The sequence below is a fragment of the Streptomyces sp. NPDC001816 genome (genome assembly GCF_042892235.1).
In the GTDB taxonomy this organism is placed as follows: domain Bacteria; phylum Actinomycetota; class Actinomycetes; order Streptomycetales; family Streptomycetaceae; genus Streptomyces.
This window is the reverse complement of the sequence record NZ_JBIATY010000011.1, coordinates 36,472-62,744: the sequence shown is the minus strand read 5'-3', so window position 1 is coordinate 62,744 and position 26,273 is coordinate 36,472. Positions and strand designations below refer to the sequence as shown.

Genomic DNA, 26,273 nt, shown 5'->3' with positions numbered 1-26,273 from the left:
CGCCCCAGCCTAATGGTCGGGGGCGGCGGCTCGGCCGCGGTGTTCGTTCCGCGGTCGCGCCGGTGCCGCCAGGAGTGCGGTCAGGGTGGTGGTGCCGGCGGCCGTCAGGAGCGCCTCGCGCAGCCTGAGGAAGTGGCCCAGCGGGTCGTCGGAGAGCCGGTCCCAGGGGAACGAGGTGGCGTACGGGCCGATCAGGCGAAGCTGGCTGCGGGCGTCCTCCCAGCGTTCGAGCCGGGCGAGGACGTAGAGCAGCTTGTTGCGGATCTCGGCGCACGACGGCGTGGCCGCCGGGAACCGGCCGGAGAGAGCGATCGCCCGGTCGGCCGCCGCGTGCAGCCGCTCGCGCGGCACATCGGGGCCGCAGCCGTCGGTCAGGTAGGCGAGGGCCGCCCGGGCCGGCAACGCCTGCACGAGCGAATCGGCCGGGGCGTCCTGCGCGGCCAGGTCGGCGAAGTCGAAGCACTCGCGGTGCGAACCGTGCCAGAAGGCGCTCAGGTAGCGCAGGGCGGCCACGTGGCAGCCGTAGTGGTGCGGGGCCCGCCGGACCGCCGCCTCCCACAGCTCCTCGAAGTAGCGGTGCCCGGCACGGGAGCCGCGTGCGTGGTCGAGCGCGATCCGCCAGGGCACCGGGTCGCGGCCGTCGGCCTTGGCGGCGGCCGTGATCAGCGGGCTCACCTCGCGCAGCAGCTCGGCGCGGGCCGGGGAGGGCCAGGCGCGGTCCACCGCGAGCTGGGCCGCGACGAGCGTCACGCCGGGGTCGTCCGAGGCGGCCGCGCGCCAGGCCTCGAACCACTCGCAGCGCGAGCGGGCGAAGGCGGCCAGCCGCCGGGTGTAGCGGTCGTGGGCCTCCCACTCGGCCGCCGCGCGGGTGGTGGCGAGCAGGGCGGAGGCGGCGCCGTACTCGCCCCGGCCGGCCGCGACCAGCACGGGGGAGAGGCGTTCGTCGGGCGCGTCGAGGACGGCCTCGTCGCCGGCCGACTGAGGGCCGACGGGGCGCGAGGCACGTCGTGTCATCCGTGTGGGGCGGAGGAACGCCGGCAGCAGAGCCATGGTGTCGACCATTGAAAGTCCGCAGGTCGGGGCTGCGCCAGAGGGTCGGGGCAAGTCGTGGAAGGTTGTACGCCCGATGGTCAAGGACAAGTAAAAGGTGATTGTTCAACCAATGTGGCGCAGCTGCCCCATGTGACGTACGTGCCGTTCAGTCAGGCGTCAGCCGCGCCGCAGCAGCCGGGTCGCCCCCGCCGCCACCGTCGTCGCCAGGATCCAGCCCATCAGGATCATCGCCGCCGCCAGCCACTGCCAGCCGCCGCGCAACTGCCACTGGCCGGCCTGGCCCAGGTCGATCACCGGCAGCAGCAGGTCCAGCGTGAACAGGGCGGGGCTCCAGGTCGGATGGTCGCCGGGGTTCACCGGCGGATGGCCGGCGTGCGAGAACGCCAGCGTGCCCGCCGCCCACAGCACCGCCATCCACACCGCCGCCCGGCCCGGCCGATAGCCGTAGGCCACCGTCCAGTCCTGGACGTACCCCCAGCACTTGGCGGCCGGCGGCAGCGTCTCGCGGCGCCGGCGCTGCTTGGCGAGCAGCACCTCGCGGGCGTCCTCGTCCTCCCCGGCCGCGCGCAGCACGGTGGCCAGCCGCTCGTACGGCTCCGGGTTGTACTCGGCGGTGGCCGCCGCCACCCAGTCCAGCCGCCGGGTCAGCGGGAACGGGCCCTGCGGTACGAGGCTCTCGTACGCGAAGCCGCCCATGTGGAGGTTGCCCGGGCCCGGCCAGCTGCCCGCGTGGTCCACCAGGTTCACGATCCGCGCGCCGGACAGCACCGCCTTCCCGCGCTCCGGCCTGTCCCCGAGGAAGCGCAGCTCGGGCGTCTGCACCCGGCGCAGCGACAGCTCCTGGTCCTCGGTGAAGGTGAACCGGGCCCGCTCCAGGTCCACCGCGTCCCCGAAGCGGCCGTCGTCCAGCCGTATCCCGCCCCGGCACTCGAAGCGCTGGATGCGTGTCCCGCGCGCGGGGGTCGTCCCGCTCAGCAGCGGGTTGCCCACGCCGGCCGGGGTCAGATAGAGGGTGCGCCCCACCGTCAGCTGGGGGGCGTTCAGGGCCAGGCGCGCGTACGGGTTGGCCAGTTTCGCTCCCCGCAGGCTCAGCGAGACCCCGACCTTGGCGCTGCGCAGGCTCAGCTCGCCGTGCGACTCCAGCAGCTCCGCCTGCAGGTCCTGGCCCACGGTCATGCCGTCCGCGGCGATCGAGCGGCCGCTGCGGTCCCGGTAGACGATCGCCTGGTTGAGCAGCAGGTCCGTGCCGATGTGCGCGTCGGTCAGCCGCACCCCGTTCTGGAAGCGGCAGCGCGGCAGGTGCAGATCGCCCTCGGTGTGCACCCGGGCCGCCTCCAGGCGGGGCACCGCGCAGTCCACCAGACGCAGGGTCGTGAACCGGGCCTCGGGCAGGAGGACCTGCTCGTCGAAACGGCAGCCGCGCAGCTCCACGTACGGCGTGACCGTGCCGCCCGCCAGGTCCACCGTGCCGGTGACCCGCACGCCGACCAGCTTCAGCGAGGACACCCGGCCCGCGAGCGCGGGCGGCCCGTCCAGCACCAGCCAGCAGACGATGCGCGCCCTGACGCTCCGCTCGGGCCCCCAGGGATGCCCGCCGTGCGGATCGTCCACGACGGAGTCGCCGCTGCTCAGGTCGTACACGCTGCCGTTGCGGAAGGCCTGCCACATGCCCGCCTCGGCCGCGGTCAGGTCGTCCGGCAGGTCCCCGGTGTGGATGCCGGCCCCCTCGGTCACCGCTCTTCCTTCCTCCTCTGACTACTCGTGACTACTCGCTGTCACGTTCCCCGTACACCCGTTCATGCCCGCTGAGTGACGCCTGTTACACAAGACGTGAAGGCGATCTTCCGGGTTCCGGCCAGGCTATGTACCGCCCGCTGTCCCGCGTTCTGTATCAGCCATTGATACGCGCGGACGGCTCCGGACCCCGGTCTGAGAGAATTGACACCGTGATCTCCCGAATCGATCTGCGCGGCGACGCCCTCCCCGAGGGCCCCGCCCTGCGCGACCTGCTGCCCCGAGCCGACTTCGACGTTCAGGCCGCCCTGGAGAAGGTGCGTCCGATCTGCGAGGCCGTGCATCATCGGGGCGACGCGGCGCTGATCGACTTCGCCGAGAAATTCGACGGAGTACGGCTGGAATCCGTCCGTGTCCCGGCCCAGGCGCTCACCGACGCGCTGGGCGGCCTCGACCCGGCCGTGCGCGCGGCCCTGGAGGAGACCATCCGCCGCGCCCGCCTGGTCCACCGCGAGCAGCGCCGTACGACGCACACCACCCAGGTCGTGCCCGGCGGGTCCGTCACCGAGAAGTGGGTGCCGGTCGACCGCGTCGGGCTGTACGCCCCGGGCGGCCGCTCGGTCTACCCGTCCTCCGTGGTCATGAACGTGGTGCCCGCGCAGGAGGCCGGTGTCGAGTCGATCGCGCTCGCCTCCCCGGCGCAGGCAGACTTCGGTGGGCTGCCGCACCCGACGATCCTCGCCGCGTGCGCGCTGCTCGGCGTGGACGAGGTCTACGCGGCCGGCGGCGCCACCGCCGTCGCGATGTTCGCCTACGGCACCGAGTCCTGCCCGCCCGCCAACATGGTCACCGGCCCCGGCAACATCTGGGTGGCCGCGGCCAAGCGCTACTTCACCGGCAAGATCGGCATCGACGCCGAGGCCGGCCCCACCGAGATCGCGGTCCTCGCGGACGACACCGCCGACCCGGTGCACGTGGCCTCGGACCTGATCAGCCAGGCCGAGCACGACCCGCTGGCGGCCGCCGTACTGGTCACCGACTCGGTCGAGCTGGCGGACGCGGTGGCCAAGGAGCTGGAGCCGCAGGTGGCGGCCACCAAGCACATCGAGGACCGGATCGTCCCGGCCCTGAACGGCAAGCAGTCCGCGATCGTCCTGGTCGACGGCATCGAGGAGGGCCTGCGGGTCGTCGACGCGTACGGCGCCGAGCACCTGGAGATCCAGACGGCGGACGCCGCCGCGGTCGCCGACCGGGTCAGGAACGCCGGCGCGATCTTCATCGGCCCCTGGGCCCCGGTCTCGCTCGGCGACTACGCGGCCGGGTCCAACCACGTCCTGCCCACCGGCGGCTGCGCCTGCCACTCCTCCGGCCTGTCCGTCCAGTCCTTCCTGCGCGGCATCCACATCGTCGACTACACGAAGGACGCGCTGGCCGAGGTCGCGCACCACGTGGTGACGCTGGCGGAGGCGGAGGACCTGCCCGCGCACGGCGCGGCGATCAAGGCAAGGTTCGGTTGGAAGGTACCCGAGGGCAAGTGACAGGCATCGACGATCTCCCCGTACGGGACGAGCTGCGCGGCAAGTCCCCCTACGGCGCGCCCCAGTTGGACGTCCCCGTACGGCTGAACACCAACGAGAACCCGTACCCGCTGCCCGAGCCGCTGGTCGAGCGGATCACGGAGCGGGTGCGCGAGGCCGCCCGGAACCTGAACCGCTACCCCGACCGGGACGCGGTCCAGCTCCGCACCGAGCTGGCCAAGTACCTGACGAAGACCGGCAAGTACCCGCTTGGCGTCGAGAACGTGTGGGCCGCCAACGGCTCCAACGAGGTCATCCAGCAGCTGCTGCAGACCTTCGGCGGACCGGGCCGCACGGCCATCGGCTTCGAGCCGTCGTACTCGATGCACGCGCTCATCGCGCGCGGCACGGGGACGGGCTGGATCTCGGGCCCCCGCAACGAGGACTTCGACATCGACCTCGCCATCGCCGAGCAGGTCATCGCCGAGCACCGGCCCGACGTCGTCTTCATCACCACCCCCAACAACCCCACCGGCAACGCGGTTCCGCCCGAGACGGTCCTCGCGCTGTACGACGCGGCTCAGGCGGCCAAGCCGTCCATGGTCGTCGTCGACGAGGCCTACATCGAGTTCAGCCACGGCGACTCGCTGCTGCCACTGCTGGCGGGCCGGCCGCACCTGGTCATCTCCCGGACCATGTCGAAGGCGTTCGGCGCGGCGGGCCTGCGCCTCGGCTACCTCGCCGCGCACCCCGCGGTCGTGGACGCGGTGCAGCTCGTACGGCTGCCGTACCACCTGTCGGCGATCACCCAGGCGACCGCCCTGGCCGCCCTGGAGCACACCGACACGTTGCTGAAGTACGTCGAGCAGCTGAAGTCGGAACGGGACCGGCTGGTGAGCGAGCTGCGGGAGATCGGTTACGACGTCACCGAGTCCGACGCGAACTTCGTGCAGTTCGGCCGGTTCGAGGACTCCCACACCGCCTGGCAGAAGATCCTCGACCGGGGCGTCCTGGTCCGGGACAACGACGTACCGGGGTGGCTGCGGGTGTCCGCCGGAACCCCCGAAGAGAACGACGCGTTCCTCGACGCGGTACGTGAAGTCATGAAGGAGCTTGAGGCATGAGCCGCGTAGGACGTGTGGAACGGACGACCAAGGAGACCTCGGTCCTCGTCGAGATAGACCTCGACGGCACCGGGCGGACCGACATCGCGACGGGCGTCGGCTTCTACGACCACATGCTCGACCAGCTGGGCCGGCACGGTCTGTTCGACCTGACCGTGAAGACCGACGGCGACCTGCACATCGACTCCCACCACACCATCGAGGACACCGCCCTCGCGCTCGGCGCCGCCTTCAAGCAGGCGCTCGGCGACAAGGTGGGGATCTACCGCTTCGGCAACTGCACGGTCCCGCTGGACGAGTCCCTCGCCCAGGTCACCGTCGACCTGTCCGGCCGCCCCTACCTCGTGCACACCGAGCCCGAGAACATGGCGCCGATGATCGGCGAGTACGACACGACGATGACCCGGCACATCCTGGAGTCCTTCGTCGCCCAGGCGCAGATCGCGCTGCACGTGCACGTGCCCTACGGGCGCAACGCGCACCACATCGTGGAGTGCCAGTTCAAGGCGCTCGCCCGTGCCCTCCGTTACGCCAGCGAGCGCGACCCGCGCGCGGCCGGCATCCTCCCCTCCACGAAGGGCGCGCTGTAACCCATGAACGGTCTGTCCACCGTCCTGATCGTCGTCGGCCTCTTCCTGGTCGGCGGCATCATCTCCTTCGTCAAGCAGAAGATGCCCACGAGCCTCATCGTGCTGCTGTCCATCGGCGCGGCCATGTGCCTCGTCTCGGGCGTCCTGAGGCTGGAGGTGTGGAATTGAGCGCCAAGCGAGTGGTCGTCTTCGACTACGGCTTCGGCAACGTCCGCTCCGCCGAACGTGCCCTCGCGCGCGTGGGGGCCGATGTCGAGATAACGCGCGACTTCGACCGGGCGATGAACGCCGACGGCCTGCTGGTGCCGGGCGTCGGCGCCTTCGCCGCCTGCATGCAGGGGCTGCGCGGGGCCCGTGGTGACTGGATCATCGACCGCCGGCTGTCCGGCGGGCGCCCGGTGATGGGCATCTGCGTCGGCATGCAGATCCTGTTCGCCAGTGGCATCGAGCACGGCGTCGAGACCGAGGGCCTCGACGAGTGGCCCGGCACGGTCGAGCCGCTCCAGGCCGACATCGTGCCCCACATGGGCTGGAACACGGTCGACTCCCCGCTCGACTCCGAGCTGTTCGCCGGCCTGGACCGGGAGGCGCGCTTCTACTTCGTGCACTCCTACGCCGTTCACGACTGGACCCTGGAGACCAACAACCCGGTCATGCACCCGCCCAGGGTGACCTGGTCGACGCACGGCAAGCCCTTCGTGGCGGCCGTGGAGAACGGCGCCCTGTGGGCCACCCAGTTCCACCCCGAGAAGTCCGGCGACGCCGGTGCCCAGCTCCTCACCAACTGGATCGGAACCCTGTAGACCATGGCCAAGCTCGAACTCCTTCCCGCCGTCGACGTCCGTGACGGCCAGGCCGTCCGCCTCGTGCACGGTGAGTCCGGGACCGAGACGTCCTACGGCTCCCCGCTGGAGGCCGCCCTCGCCTGGCAGCGCTCCGGCGCCGAGTGGCTGCACCTGGTCGACCTGGACGCCGCCTTCGGCACCGGCGACAACCGCGAGCTGATCGCCGAGGTCGCCAGGGCGATGGACATCAAGGTGGAGCTGTCCGGCGGCATCCGCGACGACGACACCCTCGCCGCCGCCCTCGCCACCGGCTGCACCCGGGTGAACCTCGGCACCGCCGCCCTGGAGACCCCGGAGTGGGTCGCCAGGGTCATCGCCGAGCACGGCGACAAGATCGCAGTGGGCCTGGACGTGCGCGGCACGACCCTGCGCGGCCGCGGCTGGACCCGTGACGGCGGCGACCTCTACGAGACGCTGGAGCGCCTCGACAAGGAGGGCTGCGCCCGCTACGTCGTCACCGACATCGCCAAGGACGGCACGCTGCAGGGCCCGAACCTGGAGCTGCTCAAGAACGTCTGCGCCGCGACGGACCGTCCGGTCGTGGCCTCCGGCGGCGTGTCGTCGCTCGACGACCTCCGGGCCATCGCCGAGCTGGTACCCCTCGGTGTCGAGGGCTCCATCGTCGGGAAGGCCCTGTACGCGAAGGCGTTCACCCTGGAAGAGGCCTTGGAGGCTGTGTCGTCATGACCGATGCCGTGCGGCGCGTGCAGAGCGGAAGTCCCTGGGAAGAGAGCTTCGGGTTCGCGCGCGCCGTCGCGGCGGGTGACCGTGTGCTGGTGGCCGGTACGACGTCCTTCCGGGGCCGTGTGCTGTACGGGGAGGGCGACCCGTACGAGCAGGCCAAGGTGGCGTTCACCAGCGCACTGGAGGCGATCGCGGAGTTCGGGCTCGGTATCGAGTCCGTGATCCGCACGCGGATGTACCTGACCCATGTGCGGGACGTGGACGCCGTGGGCCGGGCCCACAAGGAGATCTTCGACTCCGTGCGCCCGGCCTCGACCCTGCTGGTCGTGGAGGGCTTCGTCGACCCGCGCATCATGGTCGAAGTGGAACTAGAGGCATTCAGAGGAGCCGTGAACTCATGACCCTGGCGGTCCGAGTCATCCCCTGCCTGGACGTGGACAACGGCCGGGTCGTCAAGGGCGTCAACTTCCAGAACCTGCGCGACGCGGGCGACCCGGTCGAGATGGCCAAGGTGTACGACGCCGAGGGCGCCGACGAGCTGACGTTCCTGGACATCACCGCCTCGTCCGGCAACCGGGAGACGACGTACGACGTGGTGCGCCGCACCGCCGAGCAGGTGTTCATCCCGCTGACCGTCGGCGGCGGCGTCCGCACGGCCGAGGACGTGGACAAGCTGCTGCGGGCCGGCGCCGACAAGGTGGGCGTCAACACGGCGGCCATCGCCCGCCCGGACCTGATCCGCGAGATCGCGGAACGCTTCGGCCGACAGGTCCTGGTCCTCTCGGTGGACGCCCGGCGCACTCCTGAAGGCACCTTCGAGGTGACCACCCACGGCGGCCGCCGTGGCACTGGCATCGACGCCGTCGAGTGGGCGCACCGGGCCGCCGAGCTGGGCGCCGGCGAGATCCTGCTGAACTCCATGGACGCGGACGGCACCAAGGACGGCTACGACCTGGAGATGATCGCGGCCGTCCGCAAGCACGTCACCGTCCCGGTGATCGCCTCCGGCGGCGCGGGCCGGCTCGCGGACTTCCCACCGGCCATCGAGGCGGGCGCGGACGCGGTCCTGGCCGCGTCGGTGTTCCACTTCGGAGACCTGCGGATCGGCGAGGTGAAGCAGACCCTGCGGGAGGCGGGGCACCCCGTTCGCTAGTTCGAAGAGTCCCACTGGGCAGTGAACGCGGCAGTGATCACGGTCCCGTCCCTCTAAAGTGCTCGTATGCCTGGAATCACGATCGAGTTCACCGAGGAAGAGCTGGCCGAACTGCGCGCGGAGGCCAAGGAACAGGGCGTCGCGATCAAGAGGCTCGCGCACGACATACTGACCGAGGATGTCGTTCGGCGGCGGCAGAAGCAGCGGTTCGTCGAGGGGGCCACGAAGTACGCCCGGGAGATCATGGGGGACTTCGAAGAGCGCTTCCCGGCGGGACTCCGGTGACGCTCTACGTGGACGCGGGCTGGATTCTCAACGTCCAGGTCGAGGTCTCACCCCATAACACCCCGATCCGTGACTGGGGCGGGCTGCACTGCATGGCCGAGCGGCACAGGTACGAGCGCAGCGCGGGCGAGCCCTACTACGAAGAGGCCGAGTCGCGCGCGGCGACGTTCCTGCACACGGCGTTGAGGCTGCGGCCGTTCACGGACTACAACGCGACGATCGGCATCGGCTGCGTCCGCGCGTACATGGAGGCGTCGGGAACACCGCTCGATCCGCGGCCCGGCGACTGGGCGAAACTCGTTTCCGACATCCGCAGCGACGAAGCCGACCTGGCGGAAGTCGCCCGACTGCTGCGCGAGTGGGCCACCTGACCCGGTGACCGACTCCGACATAGCCGTCTCCCGGGCGGAGGCGACGCACGCGCTCCCCGCCCACCGCGACCCCAACGTCCTGCGCTGGCTCGGGGCCTACACCTCCTCGATGCTCGGCGACAGCATCTACTACATCGCCCTGTCCTGGGCCGCCGTCCAGGCCGGAACGCCCGCGCAGGCCGGGCTTGTGATGTCCGCCAGTGCGCTTCCCCGGGCCGTGCTGATGCTCGGTGGTGGGGTGATCGCGGACCGGCTCGGCCCGCGTCGTGTTGTCATCGGCAGCGACGCCGTGCGCTGCGCAGCCGTCCTGGCCGTGGCCGCGTTGCTGTCCCTCACCAGCCCCGGGCTGTGGCCGCTCGCTCTGCTGGCCCTCGTCTTCGGCACCGTCGACGCTGTATTCATGCCCGCCGTCGGCGCCCTCCCGGCCGGATCACCGGCAAGGACCAGCTCGCCCGGGTACAGGGCATGCGGGGCCTCGCCATCCGCTTCTCCAACGTCGTCGGCGCCCCGCTCGGCGGCCTCGGCGTGGCGCTCGGCGGTGCGGCGACCGCGTTCACCCTCGCCGGACTGCTCATCGCGGTGTCGGTGCCGCTGCTGGTCTCCGTACGGGTCCGGAAGCTGCCGACGGACGACCGGGTCGACACGCGGGAGACGTCCGCCTGGCGGGATCTGCGGGAAGGTCTGCGCCACATCCGCCGCCACCGCGTCCTCGCCCCGCTCATCCTGGCCATCGCCCTCGGCGACTTCGGCTTCGTCGGGCCGTTCAACGTCGGCCTGACCCTGCTCGCCGACGGGCGCGGATGGGGCGCCTCCGGGATGGGCTGGATCCTCGCCGGGTTCGGCGTCGGCGCGGGCGCCGCCTCGCTGCTGCTCACCGTCCGCGGGCGGCTGCCGCGCGCCGGGCTGGTCGCCGCGTACGCCATACTCGGGGGCTCCGTCGCGATCGGCGCCCTCGCCTTCGTGCCAAGCCTCGCCGGGGCCGTCGGGGTGGCCCTGCTCGTCGGACTCCTCGCAGGGCTCAGCGGCGCCCTGTGCGGGGCCCTGCTCCAGACCCAGGCCGACCCCGCCTACCTCGGCCGGGTCACGGCCGTCTCCAGCCTGGTCAGCCTCGGACTCGCCCCGCTGAGCATGCCGTTCGCGGCCGCCGCGATCGGTGCCTGGGGACTCGGCCCGGTCTACGTCGTCAGCGCCGTTGTCTGCGGCCTCGGCGGGCTCGTCGCCCTGTACGTCCCGGGCCTGCGCCGGGCCGAACTGCCCCGCTGAGACTCAGCCGTGGGCCGGCTTGGGCTGGGTCAGTTGGATCAGGTTGCCGACCGTGTCGTCGATGACGGCCGCGATCACCGGACCCTGCTCCTGCGGCTCGTGGGTGAAGCGCACGCCGAGGTTCACCAGCCGCTTGTACTCGGCCTGGATGTCGTCCACCGAGAAGACGATGCACGGGATCCCCGCCTCGTACAGGGCCCGGCGGTACGGCTCCGCGATGGGGCCGTCGCCGGGCTCCAGCAGCAGCTGGAGATCGTGCTGGGCCCCGCCCGGCGCGCCGACCGTGACGAACAGCGTGCCGCCGCCCAGGTCCAGATGCGTACGGGTCTCGAAGCCGAGGACGTCCGTGTAGAAGGCGTGCGCCTTCGGCACGTCGTCCACGTACACACCGGTCATCGCGACCTTGATCATGAGGTGCCTCTCAGATGCCCAGCTGCTTGGAATCGTGCAGCTTCGCGATGGCGTTCTCGTCGCCGTCCAGCTCGACCTTGGCCGCGCTCTGCCGGCCGAACGCGAACATCAGCAGCTCCGCCGGCTCGCCGGTCACCGTCACCACGGGCGCACCCCGGTGGGCGACGGCCGTCTGGCCGTCCGGACGCCGCAGGACCAGGCCCGTCGGCACACCCCGGCCCAGCAGACGGGCGGTGCGCTCCAGACGGGACCACAGCGACTCCTGGAAGACGGGGTCGAGCTCGCGCGGCGTCCAGTCCGGCTGGGCGCGGCGCACGTCCTCCGTGTGGACGTAGAACTCCACGATGTTGGCCGCCTCGTCGATCTGCTTGAGCTGGAACGGCGAGAAACGCGGCGGGCCGGTCCGGATCAGCTGGATCAGCTCCTCGTACGGCTTCGCGGCGTACTCGGCCATCACCTTCTCCAGCCGCGGCGCGAGCTGCTTGATCAGCGTGCCCCCGGCCGCGTCCGGCCGCCGCTCCCGCACCACCACGTGCGCGGCCAGATCGCGCGTCAGCCACCCCTCGCACAGGGTCGGGGCCTCCGGGCCGGTGGTTTCCAAGAGGTCGGCGAGCAGAAGCCGTTCACGCTGAGCGAAGGTCGACATGCAGTCAGCCTACGACCACGCAGAGGGTCCGCCCAGTGGACCTGGGCCGTCACCCTCCGTGCCGCGCGGCACAATGGCACCCATGACCAGTACGCCTCCGCCCAGCAGCCTCGACCCCGAGATCGCCGCGCGCCTCAAGCGCAGCGCCGACGGGCTCGTCCCGGCCATCGCCCAGCAGTACGACACCGGTGAGGTGCTGATGCTCGGCTGGATGGACGACGAGGCGCTGCATCGCACGCTCACCACGGGCCGCTGCACCTACTGGTCGCGCAGCCGCCAGGAGTACTGGGTCAAGGGCGACACCTCCGGCCACTTCCAGTGGGTCAAGTCCGTCGCCCTCGACTGCGACGCCGACACCCTGCTGGTCAAGGTCGACCAGGTCGGCGCCGCCTGCCACACCGGCGCCCGCACCTGCTTCGACGAGGACGTGCTGCTCAAGGACGCCGATTCCGGCGTGCAGGCACAGGATCAGTAAGGTCAGCCGCCATGGACCTCGAGACCTTCCGCAAGCTCGCCACCGACCGACGCGTCATCCCGGTCACGCGCAAGCTCCTCGCCGACGGCGACACCCCGGTCGCGCTCTACCGCAAGCTCGCCGCCGAACGCCCCGGCACCTTCCTGCTGGAGTCCGCGGAGAACGGCCGCTCCTGGTCCCGCTACTCCTTCGTGGGCGTGCGCTCCGCCGCGACCCTCACCGCACGGGACGGCGAGGCCCACTGGCTCGGCGCCCCGCCCGTCGGCGTCCCCACCGGCGGCGACCCGCTCGCCGCCCTGCGCGCCACCCTCCAGGCCCTGCACACCCCGCACCAGGAGGGCATGCCGCCCTTCACCGGCGGCATGGTCGGCTACCTCGGCTACGACATCGTCCGCCGCCTGGAGAAGATCGGCCCCGGCGAGCGCGACGACCTGAAGCTGCCCGAGCTGACCATGCTCCTCACCAGCGACCTCGCCGTCATGGACCACTGGGAGGGCTCGGTCCTGCTGATCGCCAACGCGATCAACCACAACGACCTCGACACCGGGGTGGACGAGGCCTACGCCGACGCCGTGGCCCGCCTCGACGCCATGGAGGCCGACCTGTCCCGGGCGGTCGCCCAGCCCCCGGCCGTCCTGCCGCCCTCCGAACTGCCCGAGTACACCGCCCTGTGGGGCGGCCCCGACTTCCAGGCGGCCGTGGAGGACGTCAAGGAGCGCATCCGCGCGGGCGAGGCCTTCCAGGTCGTGCCCTCCCAGCGCTTCGAGACCCCGTGCACGGCGAGCGCGCTGGACGTCTACCGGGTCCTGCGGGCCACCAACCCGTCCCCGTACATGTACCTGTTCCGGTTCCCCCACGGGGATGGAGGCGCATTCGACGTCGTCGGCTCCTCCCCGGAGGCGCTGGTCAAGGTCGAGGACGGGCGCGCGATGGTCCACCCCATCGCCGGCACCCGGCACCGCGGCGCCACCCCGCAGGAGGACCAGGCCCTCGCCGAGGAGCTGCTCGCCGACCCCAAGGAGCGTGCCGAGCACCTGATGCTGGTCGACCTCGGCCGCAACGACCTCGGCCGGGTCTGCGAGCCCGGCTCGGTGGAGGTCGTGGACTTCATGTCCATCGAGCGCTACTCGCACGTCATGCACATCGTGTCCACGGTCACCGGCCGGGTCGCCCAGGGCCGTACGGCCTTCGACGTGCTGACCGCCTGCTTCCCGGCGGGCACCCTGTCCGGCGCGCCCAAGCCCCGCGCCATGCAGATCATCGACGAACTCGAGCCGTCCCGCCGCGGCCTGTACGGCGGCTGCGTCGGCTACCTCGACTTCGCCGGCGACTCCGACACCGCCATCGCCATCCGCACCGCCCTGCTCCGGGACGGCACGGCCTATGTGCAGGCCGGCGCGGGCATCGTCGCGGACTCCGACCCGGTCGCCGAGGACCAGGAGTGCCGCAACAAGGCCGCCGCGGTACTGCGAGCCGTCCACACGGCGAACCGTCTCGGACGGTAGGAGCCGGTCGGTGAAGGACGGTTGAGAGCGTCCGACGTGAACCCCGGGTGACGGTTCGCCCGGGGTTCAAGCGATAGTGGACTACGTGACTGCCGTACCTCACCCCCGTTCCGAAGCCGCCGCGCCCGCCCGGTCCGGCCGCCGGAGCCTCGCCCTCGCCCTGCTGTTCGGTGCGCTCGGCGCGGCCGTGGCGCTGCTCGCGACCCGGCAGCGCTGGGCGGAGGGCACCGCCACGGTGGCCGGCGGCGCGTTCCCGCTGACCGCCAAGGGCAGCGACGTCACGGGCGTCCCCGCGGCCCTCGCCATAGTGGGCCTCGCCGCGCTCGTCGCCGTCTTCGCCGTCCGCGGGGCGGGCCGCCTCGCCGTCGCCGCGCTGCTCGCGCTCTCCGGCGCGGGCAGCGTCGCCGCCGCCCTCGTCGGGGCGTCCGACGGCTCCGCGCTGGACGAGAAGGCCGCACAGACCACCGGCGACACCTCGGCCACGGTCGCCGCCCTCAGCCACACCGGCTGGCCGTACGTCGCGGCCGTCGGCGGCGTCCTGATCCTGCTCGCCGGGCTGCTGGCCCTGCGCTACGGCAGCCGGTGGCCCGCCATGTCCGGCCGCTACGAGCGCGGGGCCGACCGCCCGCGGCGCAAGGCGCGACCGGTGGACCCGGAGCGGCCCGAGGAGATCTGGAAGGCCCTGGACCGGGGCGAGGATCCGACCGGCGCCTGAGCAGGTACCACCTGGGGGCGCAGATGTGGCGAACCAGACGTCACCCCAGCGTCCGCCATGCGTGCGCGTACGGAACAATGGACGACGAGCGTCCGGCTCGGACTAGGACACACAGCAACGAGGAGCAAGTCATGGCGGGCAGCAGCCACGGTCACACCCCGGCCGCCTGGACCGGCGTCACCATCGCCTTCATCGGTTTCTGCGTCGCGGGCGCCTTCATGGTGATGGCCCAGCCCGTGGGCTTCTGGGCCGGCATGGTGCTCGTGCTCCTCGGCGGCGTCGTGGGCGCCGCGATGCGCGCCATGGGCCTCGGCCAGCCGAAGCAGCAGGCGCTCGCCGTCACGCACGCGGCCCCCGCCGCGACCCGCGAGCCGGCCGCCGCCGAGAGCTGAGCACCACCGCTTCCCACGAGGGGCGGCCCGAACCCGAGGAGGGTACGGGCCGCCCCTCGCGCGTATCGGGGGCGCGGTCGGCGTATGTCGCCGACGGCTACGCGCGGCCCGGTGCGAGTCGGCGCCGCCGAGCCCGCCCCCTCGCGCGCGTGCGCGGGGCGTGCGGGGCAGAATGCCTAGCGTGAACGCCGACAGCCACAGCGCCCCGCGCACCAGCCCGCCGCCCGCCCTGTGGGGCCGGCTCGCCCTTCCGGCCGGCCTGATCGCGGCCGTCGGCGGCGCCTTCGCGTACGTCGGCACGGTCGACCCGAACGAAGCCGGCCACTACCCGGTGTGCCCCCTGTACCGGCTCACCGGCCTGTACTGCCCCGGCTGCGGCGGACTGCGCAGCGCGCACGCCTTCGTCCACGGCGACTTCCTCACCGCCCTGCACGACAACGCGGCGGGCGTGGCCGCCTACCTGGCCTTCGCGGTGCTGTGGACCGTCTGGGTGGTCCGCGCGGTGCGCGGCCGGCCGCTGCGGATCGAACTCGGGCGGGTACAGATGTGGAGCATCGGCGCGTTGCTGCTGGTCTTCACCGTGGTTCGGAACCTGCCGGGCGGCGGCTGGCTGCACCCCTAGACCGGCTCCTGGACCGCTCTCGGACCAGTCCACGGAATGTCCAGGTGGTGGGACCGGTACAGCTCGGATGCAGGCCCATCGTGGACCTGCGGATACCATCAAAGTGACCAAGGGTTTTCAGAACCCGAAGGAACAACCGTCTGAAAGGGGGCCGCTCGCGTGAGTGTGCTCGACGAGATCATCGACGGAGTCCGTGCCGACCTCGCGGAGCGGCAGGCACGCGTCAGCCTCGACGAGCTCAAGGAGCGTGCGGCGAAGGCCCCCGCCGCCAAGGACGGGGTGGCCGCGCTCAAGGGCGACGGTGTCAAGGTGATCTGCGAGGTCAAGCGCTCCAGCCCCTCCAAGGGCGCGCTGGCCGCGATCGCCGACCCGGCCGGGCTCGCGGCGGACTACGAGGCGGGCGGTGCCGCCGTCATCTCCGTCCTCACCGAACAGCGCCGCTTCGGCGGCTCGCTGGCCGACCTGGAGGCCGTCCGCGCGCGGGTGGACATCCCGGTCCTGCGCAAGGACTTCATCGTCACGTCGTACCAGCTGTGGGAGGCCCGCGCGTACGGCGCCGACCTCGCGCTGCTGATCGTGGCCGCCCTGGAACAGCCGGCTCTCGAGTCGCTGATCGAGCGTGCCGTCTCCATCGGTCTCACCCCGCTCGTCGAGGTGCACGACGAGGACGAGGTCGAGCGGGCCGTGGCCGCGGGCGCCAAGATCATCGGCGTCAACGCGCGCAACCTGAAGACCCTGGAGGTCGACCGCGGCACCTTCGAGCGGGTGGCCCCGGAGATCCCCGAGGGCATCGTCAAGGTCGCCGAGTCCGGTGTGCGCGGGCCGCACGACCTGATCGCGTACGCCAACGCCGGCGCCGACGCGGTCCTGGTGGGCGAGTCCCTGGTCACCGGCAAGGACCCGAAGACGGCTGTCTCCGACCTGGTCGCGGCGGGCGAGCACCCCGCGCTGCGGCACGGCCGAAGCTGATCAGCGGATAGGCTTGCCGCGATGACTGCGACCACACCCGCCACGGCCACGGACCGGTACGCCCGCCTCGCGCGCGGCTGCCGCCCGCGTGGCTGCCGCGCGCCCGCCCGCAGGGTGCACGGCCGACGGGTGCGGTACGTCATCGGTGACGAGCCGGGGCAAGTCAACGGCATGCGATGGCAGCAGCCGACCTGTAGGGGCGCGGGGCAGTGCCCGAACATGCGGCTCCGCCGCGCGGCCGCGACCAGCCACAACGGGCCCGCAGCCGACTGACGATCCCCGCCCCCACGGCGATCAGTGCTGTTCACACACCACTCCACTCACCGTGAGGTATCCGCATGCCCAGCGAGTTCTTCATCCCTGACCCCACCGGCCAGGTGCCCAGCGTCGAAGGCTACTTCGGCGCGTTCGGCGGCAAGTTCATCCCGGAGGCCCTCGTCGCCGCCGTGGACGAGGTCGCCGTCGAGTACGAGAAGGCGAAACACGACCCCGAGTTCGCCCGCGAGCTGGACGACCTGCTCGTCAACTACACCGGCCGCCCCAGCGCCCTCACCGAGGTGCCGAGGTTCGCCGAACACGCCGGTGGCGCCCGGGTGTTCCTCAAGCGGGAAGACCTGAACCACACCGGCTCCCACAAGATCAACAATGTTCTCGGCCAGGCCCTGCTCACCAAGCGCATGGGCAAGACCCGCGTCATCGCGGAGACCGGCGCCGGCCAGCACGGCGTCGCCACGGCCACCGCCTGCGCCCTGTTCGGCCTCGACTGCACCATCTACATGGGCGAGATCGACACCCAGCGCCAGGCCCTCAACGTGGCCCGTATGCGCATGCTCGGCGCCGAGGTCGTCGCCGTGAAGTCCGGCAGCCGCACGCTGAAGGACGCCATCAACGAGGCGTTCCGGGACTGGGTCGCCAACGTCGACCACACCCACTACCTGTTCGGCACGGTCGCCGGCCCGCACCCCTTCCCGGCCATGGTCCGCGACTTCCACCGGGTGATCGGCGTGGAGGCACGGCGGCAGCTCCTGGAGCGCGCCGGCCGTCTCCCCGACGCCGCCGTCGCCTGCGTCGGCGGTGGCTCCAACGCCATCGGCCTCTTCCACGCCTTCATCCCCGACGAGGGCGTCCGCCTGATCGGCTGCGAGCCGGCCGGGCACGGCGTGGAGACCGGCGAGCACGCGGCCACCCTGACCGCGGGCGAGCCCGGTATCCTGCACGGCTCCCGCTCCTACGTCCTGCAGGACGACGAGGGCCAGATCACCGAGCCGTACTCGATCTCAGCCGGTCTGGACTACCCGGGCATCGGCCCCGAGCACTCCTACCTCAAGGACAGCGGCCGCGCCGAGTACCGCGCGGTCACCGACGACGCCGCCATGCAGGCCCTGCGCCTGCTGTCGCGCACCGAGGGCATCATCCCGGCCATCGAGAGCGCCCACGCCCTCGCCGGTGCCCTGGAGGTCGGCAAGGAGCTGGGCAAGGACGGGCTGATCGTCATCAACCTGTCCGGCCGCGGCGACAAGGACATGGACACGGCGGCGCGCTACTTCGGCCTCTACGACACCGACGCCGAGGTGGCCGCCAACGAAGCCGACACCGCCGAGATCGAGGGGGACGCCAAGTGAGCGGCAACATTCAGCTTCTGAACGACACCCTCGCCGCCGCCAAGGCGGAGGGGCGCTCCGCCCTCATCGCCTACCTCCCGGCCGGCTTCCCGACCGTGGACGGCGGCATCGAGGCGATCAAGGCCGTCTTCGACGGCGGCGCCGACGTCGTCGAGGTCGGTCTGCCGCACAGCGACCCGGTCCTCGACGGCCCGGTCATCCAGACCGCCGACGACATCGCCCTGCGCGGCGGAGTCAGGATCGCGGACGTCATGCGGACGGTCCGGGAGGCGCACGAGGCGACCGGGAAGCCGGTGCTCGTGATGACCTACTGGAACCCCATCGACCGCTACGGCGTGGAGCGCTTCACCGCCGAGCTGGCCGAGGCGGGCGGCGCGGGCTGCATCCTGCCCGACCTGCCGGTCCAGGAGTCGGGCCTGTGGAGGGAGCACGCGGAGAAGCACGGTCTCGCCACCGTCTTCGTCGTCGCCCCCAGCAGCAGGGACGAGCGGCTCGCCCAGATCACCGCGGCGGGCAGCGGCTTCGTCTACGCGGCCTCGCTGATGGGTGTCACCGGCACCCGTGAGTCGGTCGGCGTCCAGGCCCACGACCTGGTCGAGCGCACCCGGGCCACGGGCAGCCCGCTGCCGGTGTGCGTCGGGCTCGGCGTCTCCAACGCGGCCCAGGCCGCCGAGGTCGCCGGCTTCGCCGACGGCGTCATCGTCGGCTCGGCGTTCGTGAAGCGGATGCTGGACGCCCCGGACCACGCCTCCGGCATCGAGGCGGTGCGCGGGCTCGCCGGTGACCTGGCGCGGGGTGTACGCGGACAGGCGTAACCGTCCGTAACGGAAGATTCGGTCACTCGAACGAGTGGACCTCAGGTCGGGGAGGCGCGCTGCGCCTCCCCGGTTCGTTCTGGGGGTGTGAGCGAGAAGAACCGTGACGGAAAGCGCACCGCCCGGGAGCGGCTGGCGGTCGAGCGCGAGAAGCAGAAGTCCGCGGAGAAGCGACGGCGCGCGTTGATCGTGGGTGCGAGCGTCGTCTGCGTCCTGGGGCTCGCGGCGGTGATCGGGGTGATCGCCGCCAACTCGGGCAAGAAGACCGCCAGCGCGAGCCCGGTCGTGGCGCCCTCCGGCGCGCAGGGCAAGGACAGTCTCGCGATCCCGGTCGGCAAGGACGGCGCCAAGGCGACGCTCACGGTCTGGGAGGACTTCCGCTGCCCGGCCTGCCAGTCCTTCGAGACGATGTACCGGCCCACGCTCCACGAGCTGACCGACGCGGGCAAGCTCAGAGTCGAGTACCACCTGGTCCGGCTGATCGACGGCAACCTCGGCGGCACCGGCTCGCTGCGCGCTGCCAACGCCGCGGCCTGCGCCCAGGACGCCGGAAAGTTCCGCGACTACCACGACGTGCTGTACGCGAACCAGCCGAAGGAGACCGACGACGCCTTCGGGGACAACGCCAAGCTGATCCAGCTGGCCGGCAAGGTGAACGGCCTCGACACCCCCGCGTTCCAGAAGTGCGTCAAGGACGGCACCCACGACAGCTGGGTGAACAAGTCCCACAAGGCCTTCCAGACCGGCGGCTTCAGCGGCACGCCCACCGTCCTGTTCGGCGGCAAGAACATCTACGCGGACCAGACGATGACCCCGGCGAAGCTCAAGCAGATGGTGGAGGACGCGAACCGCGGGTAAGCGTGTTTCTCACGTGCCCGTTATGGACCCGTAGCCGGGCTGCCTGCCGTCCTCACGGCCCGGCACGGTAGCGTCGACCTTGCCATGGAACTTGCCTACATTCCCAGCCCGTCGCGCGGGGTCTGGAACCTCGGACCGATTCCGCTGCGCGCCTACGCGTTCTGCATCATCATCGGCGTCTTCGTCGCCGTCTGGCTCGGCAACAAGCGCTGGATCGCCCGGGGCGGGCGAGCCGGCACGGTTGCCGACATCGCTGTCTGGGCCGTTCCCTTCGGCCTCGTCGGCGGCAGGCTCTACCACGTGATCACGGACTACGAGCTGTACTTCAGCCCGGGCCGTGACTGGGTGGACGCCTTCAAGGTGTGGGAGGGCGGCCTCGGCATCTGGGGCGCGATCGCGCTCGGTGCGGTGGGCGCGTGGATCGGCTGCCGGCGCCGGGGCATCCCGCTGCCCGCCTACGCCGACGCCATCGCCCCCGGCATCGCCTTCGCGCAGGCCATCGGCCGCTGGGGCAACTGGTTCAACCAGGAGCTGTACGGACGCGAGACCCATGTGCCGTGGGCGCTGCACATCACCTCCTCCGAGGGCGGCCGGGTACCGGGCTACTACCACCCGACCTTCCTCTACGAGTCCCTGTGGTGCATCGGCGTCGCCCTCCTGGTCATCTGGGCCGACCGCCGCTTCCAGCTGGGCCACGGCCGGGCCTTCGCCCTGTACGTCGCCGCGTACTGCGTGGGCCGCGGCTGGATCGAGTACATGCGCGTCGACGACGCCCACCACATCCTGGGCCTCCGCCTCAACGACTGGACCGCGATCATCGTGTTCCTGCTGGCGGTGACGTACATCGTGGTGTCGGCCAAGAAGCGGCCGGGCCGTGAAACGGTGGTGGAACCGGGCGCCTCCGACGGTCCGACCGAGGGCGTCGCAGCCGCCGAAGCCGACGGTGAGGAAGCCGGCGCCGAGGCCAAGGCCGACGCCGAGGTCGAGGACAAGGCCGGGGACGAGGCAGAGGGCAAGGCCGAGCCTGATGCCGTGGAGGCGAAGGACGAGGCGGAGTCGGCGAAGAAGAGCTGACGGCTGTTGTACGACACCGAGGGCGCCCGGAATCTTCCGGGCGCCCTCGGTGCGTGCGGAGGAAGGTTCAGTGCCGCCGCCCCAACGACAGAGTCCGCTGCGCTGCCGCCACCACCGCCGCGTCGACGAAGCGGCCGTCGGGCAGGGCCTGGGCGCCTTCGTTCGTGGCCGCGGCCTTGATGATCGTTTCCGCTGACTCGATCTCCGCGGACGTCGGGAGATACGCCCGCTCGATCACCGGCAGCTGCCGTGGGTGGATCGCCGCCCGGCCCAGGAAGCCGAGGGCGCGGCCGCGGGCGCAGGAGGCGGCCAGGCCGTCCAGGTCACGGATGTCGGGGTGGACGGACTGGGCCGGCGGTGCCAGGCCGGCCGCGCGGGCCGCGACGACCACCCGGGAGCGGGGCCAGTCGAGGCCCGCGTCGGCCCGTACCCCCAGGTCGGCCCGGAGGTCGGCCTCGCCGAGGGAGACACCCCGCAGGGACGGATGGGCGGTGGCGATGGCGTACGCGTGCTCGATGCCGAGGGCCGACTCCAGCAGGGCGTACAGGGGGACCGGAGTGGCCACGGCGACCTGCCTGATCTGGCCCGGGGACGTCACCTTCGGGAGCCGCAGCCCGGACACGCCCGGCAGTGTGGCCAGCGCCGTGAGGTCGGCGGCCGCCCAGGGGCCGTCGAGGGCGTTGACGCGGACGTGGACCGGGACGGGCTGTGGCTCGCCGAGACGCTCGGTCGTGGCCGCGCGGGCGTAGTCCTTGCGGTCGGGGGCGACCGCGTCCTCCAGGTCGATCACCACCACGTCGGCGCCCGCGGCCAGCGCCTTGGCCACGACGTGCGGTCGGTCGCCGGGTACGTAGAGCCAGGTCAGCGGGAACGGCGTCACAGCGCGCCCTCCTCGCGCAGGGCGCGCAGCTCGGCCGGGGCCAGGCCCAGCTCGGTGAGCACCGCCTCCGTGTCGGCGCCGTGCGGGCGGCCGGCCCAGCGGATCGCGCCGGGCGTGGCGGACAGCCGGAAGAGCACGTTCTGCATGCGCAGCGGACCCAGCTCCGGGTCGGCGACGGTGGTGACCGTGTCCAGGGCCTGGTACTGGGGGTCTGCCAGCACGTCCCGGGCGTCCTGGACCGGGGCCACCGCCGCGTCCGCCTTCTCGAAGGCCGCGAGGACCTCGGTGCTGGAGCGGGCCGCAATCCAGGAGCCCACCGCCTCGTCCAGGACGTCGGCGTGCGCCGCCCGGTCCGTGCCCGTGGCGAACCACGGCTCCTCGATCAGCTCCGGGCGGCCCACCAGCCGCAGCACCCGCTCCGCCACCGACTGCGCGGAGGTGGAGACGGCGACCCAGCGGCCGTCGGCGGTGCGGTAGGTGTTGCGCGGGGCGTTGTTCGCGGACCGGTTGCCGGTGCGTTCCTGGATGTAGCCGAGCTGGTCGTACCAGGTGGGCTGGGGGCCGAGGACGGCGAGGATCGGCTCGATGATCGCCATGTCCACGACCTGCCCCTCGCCGGTCCGGTCCCGTGCGGCCAGGGCCGTCAGCACGGAGTACGCCGTGGCCAGGCCCGTGACCGAGTCGGCGAGCCCGAACGGCGGGAGCGTCGGCGGTGCGTCCGGTTCGCCGGTGAGGGCCGCGAAGCCGCTCAGCGCCTCGGCGAGGGTGCCGAAGCCGGGCCGGTGCGCGTACGGGCCGAACTGGCCGAAGGCCGTGACCCGGGTGAGGATCAGCCGCGGGTTGGCGGCGGACAGCTCCGCCCAGCCCAGATCCCACTTCTCCAGGGTGCCGGGGCGGAAATTCTCGATCACCACGTCGGCGGTGGCGGCGAGCCGGAGCAGGGTCGCGCGGCCGCCGGGCTTGGACAGGTCGAGGGTGATGGTCCGCTTGTTGCGGCCGAGCACCTTCCACCACAGGCCGACGCCGTCCTTCGCCGGGCCGTGCCCCCGGGACGGGTCGGGGCGGCCGGGATGCTCCACCTTGATCACCTCGGCGCCGAAGTCGCCGAGCAGGGTCGCGGCCATGGGGCCGGCGAAGAGGGTGGCCAGATCGAGGACCCGCAGTCCGTCGAGGGGCTGGATCCGCGGGGCCGTACCCGCAGCCGCAGTCGTACTCGCCGTCGCGTTCGTGGTCGTACTCATGCTCATGCCGTGCACTGCGCGTCGATCTCCGGGCGGTACGGCATCGACGCCGACGCCCCCTCCCGCTGCACGGACAGGGCCGCGGCGGCGGCCGCCCAGGACAGGGCCTCGCGCACCGGCTTCTCCTCGGCGAGGGCCACCGCGAGCGCGCCGACGAAGGTGTCGCCCGCCCCTGTGGAGTCCACGGCCTTCACCTCGGGTGCGGGCACCACCAGGGGTTCGGCGCCCCGGGCCAGGTACAGGCTGCCGGTCGCGCCCAGGGTGACGACGACCTCCGGGACCAGGTCGAGCAGGGCGGCGGCCGCCTCCCGCGGGTCGGTGCGGCCGGTGAGGGTGACCGCCTCGTACTCGTTGGGGACCAACAGGTCGGTCGCGGCGAGGAGTTCGGGCGGGAGCGGCTGGGCGGGGGCCGGGGTGAGGATGGTGCGGACGCCGTGCCGGTGGGCCGTCTGCGCGCCCGCGACTACCGCGGCCAGCGGGATCTCCAGCTGGAGCAGCAGGGCGTCGACGGAGGCGAGCACGCCCTCGTCGCCGGGCGCGAGGTGGTCGACGGTGCCGTTCGCGCCGGGGATGACGACGATGGAGTTGCCGCCCTCGGCGTCCACCACGATGTGCGCGGTGCCGGACGGACCCTCGACCGTGCGCAGGAAGTCGGTGTCCACACCGGAGTGTTCGAGGGTGTCGCGCAGGCGCACCCCGAAGGCGTCGTTGCCGACCGCGCCGATCATCGAGACCGTGGCGCCGGCGCGGGCCGCGGCGATCGCCTGGTTGGCACCCTTGCCGCCGGGGATCGTACGGAACTCCCGTCCCGTCACGGTCTCGCCGCGCTGCGGAGCCTTGGTGACGTAGGTGACGAGGTCCATGTTGGTGCTGCCGAGGACGGCGATGTGGGTCATGGTCGGGTCGCCTCCAGGTGCGTGAGGTGGGCGAGGGTATCGAAGCCGGTGCCGTCGAAGTCGGCGACGGAGGTGGCGAGCCGGTTCTTCAGCGGGGCCCGCCAGCGCTCGGGGAGCGCGCTCGGGGTGCCGGCGAGGAGGCCGGCGACGCTGCCGGCGGTCGCTCCGCCCGAGTCGGTGTCCCAGCCGCCGGACACGGCTCGGCAGACGGAGCCGGTGAAGTCGCCGTCCGCGTGGGTGAGGGCGGCGACGATCAGGGCGGTGTTGGGGATGGCGTGGACCCAGTGGTGGGTCGCGCCGTAGGCGGCGTGGAGTTCGTCCACGACGTCGTCGAAGTCCTGGTGTTTCCTGGCCGTTCGCAGGGCGTGGTCGATCGCGTGCGCCAGGCGGGAGCGGGGTGGGACCACGGTGCGGCCGGTGTGCAGGCAGGCGTGGATGTCGTGGGTGCCGGTCGCCGCCGCCGCGAGGGTGGCGGCCGTGAACATGGCCGCGTAGACGCCGTTGGCGGTGTGGGTGAGGCGCGCGTCGCGGTGGGCCTGTTCGGCGGCGGCCGCGGGGTCGCCCGGGTTGGTCCAGCCGTGCATGTCGGCGCGGATCAGGGCGCCGATCCATTCGCGGAACGGGTTGCGGTGGCGGGCGGTGTGCGGGGGTTCGATGCCGGTGAGGAGGTTGCGGAAGGCGATGCGCTCGGCGGTGAAGGTGCGGCCGGGTGGGAGTTCGTCGAGCCAGAGCCGGGCCACGTCGGTGGTGGTGAAGGTCCTTCCGTGGCGCCTGAGCAGGAGGAGGTTGAGGAGGGGGTAGTTGAGGTCGTCGTCCTCGGGCATGCCGTCGATGTTCTCGGCGAGGGAGGTCGCGACGGAGCGGCGGTTCCAGGGGTACTGGGCGAGCAGGTCTTCGGGGACGCCGCGCGCGGTGAACCAGGTGGACAGGGGCCAGTTGCCGGCGGACCGGGCGAGGGCGCGGATGCCGTCCAGGGGCAGCTTCTCGACGGGTTTGCCGAGGAGACAGCCGATGGCCCGGCCCAGCCAGGATGCTTCGAGGGCGAGGGGGGTGAGGGCGGGTGTGGGGCGTCCGGAGGGTTCGGGCCAGTCCGGGCACAGTGCCTTGATACGGGCCAGGTCCGTCGGCTCGTCGTCGGTCAACCGGCCGGGCAGGTCGGCGAGTTCGTCCAGCAGGTCCTCCGCCAGCAGCCGAAGGTACCGCGATGCCGGCCGCGGTGAGGATCCCGCGCGCTCCGGTGGCTCCAGGCCGCCCGCCGCCCGCCATCTCGCCTCGATCCTCGACGGTTCCCGGCCGTCCAGGCGGGCCTGGTGGAGTTCGTGGCCCAGGAGGTCCTCGGGCTGGACCCAGGTCAGGCGGAGCATGCCGTGCCTCCGAGCGCCGCGAAGGCCTGCTCGTGTGCACGCCGGCGGCGCACGTCCCGGGCGAAGACCTCGCGGGTGACCGCGGCCAGGGTGCGGGCCGGCTCCCACAGGTCCAGGCGGCTCGCCTCCGCCACCGTCTTCGCCCAGTCCTCCGGGACCGGGGAGCCCAGGGCGCCCGCGAGTGCGCCGGCCATCGTGGCGATCGAGTCGCAGTCGCGGCCGTAGTTGACCGCACCCAGGACCGCCTGGCGGTAGTCGCCGCCGGCGACCAGCAACATGCCCAGCGCGATGGGGAGTTCCTCGATGGAATGCAGCCGGGAGGGGCGCCGGGCGCCGAGCGAGGGGGCGCGGTAGTCGGGGCCGACCGTGTCGTACGGGGCCACCGCCGCCCGGAGAGGGACCAGGGCCGACTCGAAGTCGCCGTGGGCGCACGCCACTTCGCAGACCTTCTCGATCGCCGTGCGCGTGCCGTCCTTCGCCAGGGACAGACAGGCGCTGAGCACGGAGTCCGGGGTCGCGCCCGGTGCGGTGGCGGCGGCGACCGCCGCGGCGAAGACTCCGGCGGCCTCACGGCCGTACGACGACTGGTGCGCACCCGCGATGTCCAGCGCCTCGGCGTAGGCCCCGGCGGGGTCGGCCGCGTTGACCAGGCCGACGGGGGCCATGTACATCGCCGCACCGCAGTTGACGATGTTGCCGACGCCCGCTTCCCGGGGGTCCACGTGACCGTAGGCCAGCCGTGCCACGAGCCACTTCTCGGCGAGGAAGACACGGTGGAGCGGCAGCGCCTCGGCCTCCAGCTCCGGGATCCAGCGCGGGTTGGTCATCAGGTCCGGGACCAGGTGCTCGGCGACGGCGTACGCGTCGAGGTGGTCGCGAACGCGGGCGTAGACCCTGACCAGCGCGTGGGTCATCAAGGTGTCGTCGGTGACGTGGCCGTCGCCCTTGTGGTACGGGGCGATGGGGCGGGCCGTGCGCCAGTCGTCGCCGTGCCAGGGGCCGACGATGCCGTGGACCCGGCCCCCGTGGCGGTCGGTGATCTGGTCGGGGGAGTAGCCCTCGACGGGGCCGCCGAGCGCGTCGCCGACGGCGGCTCCGACCAGGGCTCCGGTGATCCGCTCGTCCAGGCCGGGCCCGCGGCTTTCTTCTCCTATGGGCGTCATGCCCCG

General features: G+C 72.3%; 30 protein-coding genes and 1 pseudogene. 22 read left to right on the top strand and 9 right to left on the bottom strand.

All coding sequences use genetic code 11. The features are described 5' to 3' along the window. Window positions 1–9: 9 nt before the first annotated feature. Together ACFYZZ_RS32605 and ACFYZZ_RS32600 are read right to left on the bottom strand one after the other, a co-directional pair. The gene (locus ACFYZZ_RS32605) at window positions 10–1,062 is read right to left on the bottom strand and encodes a hypothetical protein (protein WP_389183643.1); all 1,053 of its coding nucleotides are present in this window, start codon (window positions 1,060–1,062) and stop codon (window positions 10–12) included. Between the two features lie 147 nt (window positions 1,063–1,209). Next, complete coding sequence (locus tag ACFYZZ_RS32600; RefSeq protein WP_389183641.1) at window positions 1,210–2,787, bottom strand: oxidoreductase; 1,578 nt, start codon at window positions 2,785–2,787, stop codon at window positions 1,210–1,212. A gap of 212 nt (window positions 2,788–2,999) precedes the next feature. Between ACFYZZ_RS32600 and hisD the strand changes: the two genes are divergently transcribed. The 11 genes and pseudogenes from hisD (at window position 3,000) to ACFYZZ_RS32545 (ending at window position 10,619) form a co-directional block, all read left to right on the top strand. Next, the gene (hisD, locus tag ACFYZZ_RS32595) at window positions 3,000–4,325 is read left to right on the top strand and encodes a histidinol dehydrogenase (protein ID WP_389183638.1); all 1,326 of its coding nucleotides are present in this window, start codon (window positions 3,000–3,002) and stop codon (window positions 4,323–4,325) included. After that, entirely contained in the window at window positions 4,322–5,428 is a 1,107-nt protein-coding gene (locus tag ACFYZZ_RS32590; protein ID WP_389183635.1) for a histidinol-phosphate transaminase, read from the top strand. The genes hisD and ACFYZZ_RS32590 overlap by 4 nt, the downstream gene beginning before the upstream one ends. Continuing rightward, complete coding sequence (gene hisB / locus ACFYZZ_RS32585; protein WP_030783530.1) at window positions 5,425–6,018, top strand: imidazoleglycerol-phosphate dehydratase HisB; 594 nt, start codon at window positions 5,425–5,427, stop codon at window positions 6,016–6,018. The genes ACFYZZ_RS32590 and hisB overlap by 4 nt, the downstream gene beginning before the upstream one ends. A gap of 3 nt (window positions 6,019–6,021) precedes the next feature. Further along, window positions 6,022–6,186 (top strand): hypothetical protein, encoded by a 165-nt coding sequence (locus ACFYZZ_RS32580; RefSeq protein ID WP_386574244.1) that lies wholly within the window; start codon window positions 6,022–6,024, stop codon window positions 6,184–6,186. After that, window positions 6,177–6,821 carry an imidazole glycerol phosphate synthase subunit HisH gene (hisH, locus tag ACFYZZ_RS32575; protein WP_389183632.1) on the top strand — a complete coding sequence of 215 codons (645 nt, stop codon included), beginning with the start codon at window positions 6,177–6,179 and terminating at the stop codon, window positions 6,819–6,821. The genes ACFYZZ_RS32580 and hisH overlap by 10 nt, the downstream gene beginning before the upstream one ends. 3 nt (window positions 6,822–6,824) lie before the next feature. Then, on the top strand, window positions 6,825–7,550 hold the full coding sequence (gene priA / locus ACFYZZ_RS32570) for a bifunctional 1-(5-phosphoribosyl)-5-((5-phosphoribosylamino)methylideneamino)imidazole-4-carboxamide isomerase/phosphoribosylanthranilate isomerase PriA (protein WP_386574241.1): 726 nt from the start codon (window positions 6,825–6,827) through the stop codon (window positions 7,548–7,550). Then, a complete protein-coding gene (locus ACFYZZ_RS32565; protein WP_386574240.1) occupies window positions 7,547–7,948 on the top strand; it encodes a RidA family protein in 402 nt (133 codons plus the stop codon). The genes priA and ACFYZZ_RS32565 overlap by 4 nt, the downstream gene beginning before the upstream one ends. Further along, window positions 7,945–8,700 carry an imidazole glycerol phosphate synthase subunit HisF gene (gene hisF, locus ACFYZZ_RS32560; RefSeq protein WP_389183628.1) on the top strand — a complete coding sequence of 252 codons (756 nt, stop codon included), beginning with the start codon at window positions 7,945–7,947 and terminating at the stop codon, window positions 8,698–8,700. The genes ACFYZZ_RS32565 and hisF overlap by 4 nt, the downstream gene beginning before the upstream one ends. A gap of 66 nt (window positions 8,701–8,766) precedes the next feature. Next, complete coding sequence (locus ACFYZZ_RS32555) at window positions 8,767–8,985, top strand: hypothetical protein (RefSeq protein WP_386574238.1); 219 nt, start codon at window positions 8,767–8,769, stop codon at window positions 8,983–8,985. Continuing rightward, window positions 8,982–9,356 (top strand): hypothetical protein, encoded by a 375-nt coding sequence (locus ACFYZZ_RS32550; RefSeq protein ID WP_389183625.1) that lies wholly within the window; start codon window positions 8,982–8,984, stop codon window positions 9,354–9,356. The genes ACFYZZ_RS32555 and ACFYZZ_RS32550 overlap by 4 nt, the downstream gene beginning before the upstream one ends. Window positions 9,357–9,465: 109 nt before the next feature. Further along, a pseudogene (locus ACFYZZ_RS32545) lies at window positions 9,466–10,619 on the top strand (MFS transporter). 3 nt (window positions 10,620–10,622) lie between these two features. Here the strand turns inward: ACFYZZ_RS32545 and ACFYZZ_RS32540 are convergent. Both ACFYZZ_RS32540 and ACFYZZ_RS32535 read right to left on the bottom strand, forming a co-directional pair. Then, the gene (locus ACFYZZ_RS32540; protein WP_389183622.1) at window positions 10,623–11,030 is read right to left on the bottom strand and encodes a VOC family protein; all 408 of its coding nucleotides are present in this window, start codon (window positions 11,028–11,030) and stop codon (window positions 10,623–10,625) included. A gap of 10 nt (window positions 11,031–11,040) precedes the next feature. Next, on the bottom strand, window positions 11,041–11,676 hold the full coding sequence (locus ACFYZZ_RS32535) for a TIGR03085 family metal-binding protein (protein ID WP_386574234.1): 636 nt from the start codon (window positions 11,674–11,676) through the stop codon (window positions 11,041–11,043). Between the two features lie 82 nt (window positions 11,677–11,758). Between ACFYZZ_RS32535 and hisI the strand changes: the two genes are divergently transcribed. From hisI to lgt, 11 genes are all read left to right on the top strand, one after another. Next, window positions 11,759–12,151: a phosphoribosyl-AMP cyclohydrolase gene (gene hisI, locus ACFYZZ_RS32530; RefSeq protein WP_389183620.1), complete on the top strand. Its 393-nt coding sequence runs from the start codon at window positions 11,759–11,761 to the stop codon at window positions 12,149–12,151. A gap of 11 nt (window positions 12,152–12,162) precedes the next feature. Next, complete coding sequence (locus tag ACFYZZ_RS32525) at window positions 12,163–13,656, top strand: anthranilate synthase component I (protein ID WP_389183617.1); 1,494 nt, start codon at window positions 12,163–12,165, stop codon at window positions 13,654–13,656. A 76-nt stretch (window positions 13,657–13,732) separates the two neighbouring features. Next, window positions 13,733–14,371 carry a TIGR02234 family membrane protein gene (locus ACFYZZ_RS32520; RefSeq protein WP_389183614.1) on the top strand — a complete coding sequence of 213 codons (639 nt, stop codon included), beginning with the start codon at window positions 13,733–13,735 and terminating at the stop codon, window positions 14,369–14,371. Window positions 14,372–14,502: 131 nt separating this feature from the next. Next, window positions 14,503–14,763, top strand: coding sequence for an HGxxPAAW family protein (locus tag ACFYZZ_RS32515; RefSeq protein WP_386574230.1), 261 nt, complete (start codon window positions 14,503–14,505; stop codon window positions 14,761–14,763). Window positions 14,764–14,935: 172 nt separating this feature from the next. Further along, window positions 14,936–15,385, top strand: a complete 450-nt coding sequence (locus ACFYZZ_RS32510) for a DUF2752 domain-containing protein (RefSeq protein WP_389183611.1) — start codon at window positions 14,936–14,938, stop codon at window positions 15,383–15,385. Between the two features lie 159 nt (window positions 15,386–15,544). After that, on the top strand, window positions 15,545–16,354 hold the full coding sequence (trpC, locus tag ACFYZZ_RS32505; RefSeq protein WP_389183608.1) for an indole-3-glycerol phosphate synthase TrpC: 810 nt from the start codon (window positions 15,545–15,547) through the stop codon (window positions 16,352–16,354). 21 nt (window positions 16,355–16,375) lie between these two features. Beyond that, a complete protein-coding gene (gene trpM, locus ACFYZZ_RS32500) occupies window positions 16,376–16,627 on the top strand; it encodes a tryptophan biosynthesis modulator TrpM (protein WP_386574227.1) in 252 nt (83 codons plus the stop codon). A gap of 65 nt (window positions 16,628–16,692) precedes the next feature. Next, a complete protein-coding gene (trpB, locus tag ACFYZZ_RS32495; protein WP_386574226.1) occupies window positions 16,693–17,976 on the top strand; it encodes a tryptophan synthase subunit beta in 1,284 nt (427 codons plus the stop codon). Then, window positions 17,973–18,791, top strand: a complete 819-nt coding sequence (trpA, locus tag ACFYZZ_RS32490) for a tryptophan synthase subunit alpha (protein WP_389183604.1) — start codon at window positions 17,973–17,975, stop codon at window positions 18,789–18,791. Before trpB ends, trpA begins: the two co-directional genes overlap by 4 nt. Before the next feature lie 87 nt (window positions 18,792–18,878). After that, complete coding sequence (locus tag ACFYZZ_RS32485) at window positions 18,879–19,649, top strand: DsbA family protein (protein ID WP_389183601.1); 771 nt, start codon at window positions 18,879–18,881, stop codon at window positions 19,647–19,649. An 84-nt stretch (window positions 19,650–19,733) separates the two neighbouring features. Continuing rightward, window positions 19,734–20,723 carry a prolipoprotein diacylglyceryl transferase gene (gene lgt / locus ACFYZZ_RS32480; RefSeq protein WP_389183598.1) on the top strand — a complete coding sequence of 330 codons (990 nt, stop codon included), beginning with the start codon at window positions 19,734–19,736 and terminating at the stop codon, window positions 20,721–20,723. 67 nt (window positions 20,724–20,790) lie between these two features. On the opposite strand, the gene ACFYZZ_RS32475 is transcribed toward lgt, so the two are convergent. The 5 genes from ACFYZZ_RS32475 to ACFYZZ_RS32455 are packed head-to-tail and all read right to left on the bottom strand — an operon-like array spanning window position 20,791 to window position 26,267. Beyond that, entirely contained in the window at window positions 20,791–21,603 is an 813-nt protein-coding gene (locus ACFYZZ_RS32475; protein WP_389183595.1) for an HpcH/HpaI aldolase/citrate lyase family protein, read from the bottom strand. Continuing rightward, a complete protein-coding gene (locus ACFYZZ_RS32470) occupies window positions 21,600–22,844 on the bottom strand; it encodes a CaiB/BaiF CoA transferase family protein (protein WP_389183592.1) in 1,245 nt (414 codons plus the stop codon). Before ACFYZZ_RS32470 ends, ACFYZZ_RS32475 begins: the two co-directional genes overlap by 4 nt. A gap of 2 nt (window positions 22,845–22,846) precedes the next feature. After that, a complete protein-coding gene (gene rbsK, locus ACFYZZ_RS32465) occupies window positions 22,847–23,740 on the bottom strand; it encodes a ribokinase (protein WP_389183589.1) in 894 nt (297 codons plus the stop codon). Then, on the bottom strand, window positions 23,737–25,104 hold the full coding sequence (locus ACFYZZ_RS32460) for an ADP-ribosylglycohydrolase family protein (protein WP_389183586.1): 1,368 nt from the start codon (window positions 25,102–25,104) through the stop codon (window positions 23,737–23,739). Before ACFYZZ_RS32460 ends, rbsK begins: the two co-directional genes overlap by 4 nt. After that, complete coding sequence (locus ACFYZZ_RS32455; protein WP_389183583.1) at window positions 25,092–26,267, bottom strand: ADP-ribosylglycohydrolase family protein; 1,176 nt, start codon at window positions 26,265–26,267, stop codon at window positions 25,092–25,094. Before ACFYZZ_RS32455 ends, ACFYZZ_RS32460 begins: the two co-directional genes overlap by 13 nt. Window positions 26,268–26,273 lie beyond the last annotated feature (6 nt).

What these genes read in the sequence shown, in the direction of transcription:
- ACFYZZ_RS32605 (WP_389183643.1), bottom strand. Translation starts at nt 1,062, where the DNA reads ATGGTCGACACCATGGCTCTGCTGCCGGCGTTCCTCCGCCCCACACGG.
- hisB (WP_030783530.1), top strand. Translation starts at nt 5,425, where the DNA reads ATGAGCCGCGTAGGACGTGTGGAACGGACGACCAAGGAGACCTCGGTC.
- ACFYZZ_RS32580 (WP_386574244.1), top strand. Translation starts at nt 6,022, where the DNA reads ATGAACGGTCTGTCCACCGTCCTGATCGTCGTCGGCCTCTTCCTGGTC.
- priA (WP_386574241.1), top strand. Translation starts at nt 6,825, where the DNA reads ATGGCCAAGCTCGAACTCCTTCCCGCCGTCGACGTCCGTGACGGCCAG.
- ACFYZZ_RS32565 (WP_386574240.1), top strand. Translation starts at nt 7,547, where the DNA reads ATGACCGATGCCGTGCGGCGCGTGCAGAGCGGAAGTCCCTGGGAAGAG.
- hisF (WP_389183628.1), top strand. Translation starts at nt 7,945, where the DNA reads ATGACCCTGGCGGTCCGAGTCATCCCCTGCCTGGACGTGGACAACGGC.
- ACFYZZ_RS32555 (WP_386574238.1), top strand. Translation starts at nt 8,767, where the DNA reads ATGCCTGGAATCACGATCGAGTTCACCGAGGAAGAGCTGGCCGAACTG.
- ACFYZZ_RS32540 (WP_389183622.1), bottom strand. Translation starts at nt 11,030, where the DNA reads ATGATCAAGGTCGCGATGACCGGTGTGTACGTGGACGACGTGCCGAAG.
- ACFYZZ_RS32535 (WP_386574234.1), bottom strand. Translation starts at nt 11,676, where the DNA reads ATGTCGACCTTCGCTCAGCGTGAACGGCTTCTGCTCGCCGACCTCTTG.
- hisI (WP_389183620.1), top strand. Translation starts at nt 11,759, where the DNA reads ATGACCAGTACGCCTCCGCCCAGCAGCCTCGACCCCGAGATCGCCGCG.
- ACFYZZ_RS32525 (WP_389183617.1), top strand. Translation starts at nt 12,163, where the DNA reads ATGGACCTCGAGACCTTCCGCAAGCTCGCCACCGACCGACGCGTCATC.
- ACFYZZ_RS32515 (WP_386574230.1), top strand. Translation starts at nt 14,503, where the DNA reads ATGGCGGGCAGCAGCCACGGTCACACCCCGGCCGCCTGGACCGGCGTC.
- ACFYZZ_RS32510 (WP_389183611.1), top strand. Translation starts at nt 14,936, where the DNA reads ATGCCTAGCGTGAACGCCGACAGCCACAGCGCCCCGCGCACCAGCCCG.
- trpM (WP_386574227.1), top strand. Translation starts at nt 16,376, where the DNA reads ATGACTGCGACCACACCCGCCACGGCCACGGACCGGTACGCCCGCCTC.
- trpB (WP_386574226.1), top strand. Translation starts at nt 16,693, where the DNA reads ATGCCCAGCGAGTTCTTCATCCCTGACCCCACCGGCCAGGTGCCCAGC.
- lgt (WP_389183598.1), top strand. Translation starts at nt 19,734, where the DNA reads ATGGAACTTGCCTACATTCCCAGCCCGTCGCGCGGGGTCTGGAACCTC.
- ACFYZZ_RS32470 (WP_389183592.1), bottom strand. Translation starts at nt 22,844, where the DNA reads ATGAGTACGACCACGAACGCGACGGCGAGTACGACTGCGGCTGCGGGT.
- rbsK (WP_389183589.1), bottom strand. Translation starts at nt 23,740, where the DNA reads ATGACCCACATCGCCGTCCTCGGCAGCACCAACATGGACCTCGTCACC.
- ACFYZZ_RS32460 (WP_389183586.1), bottom strand. Translation starts at nt 25,104, where the DNA reads ATGCTCCGCCTGACCTGGGTCCAGCCCGAGGACCTCCTGGGCCACGAA.
- ACFYZZ_RS32455 (WP_389183583.1), bottom strand. Translation starts at nt 26,267, where the DNA reads ATGACGCCCATAGGAGAAGAAAGCCGCGGGCCCGGCCTGGACGAGCGG.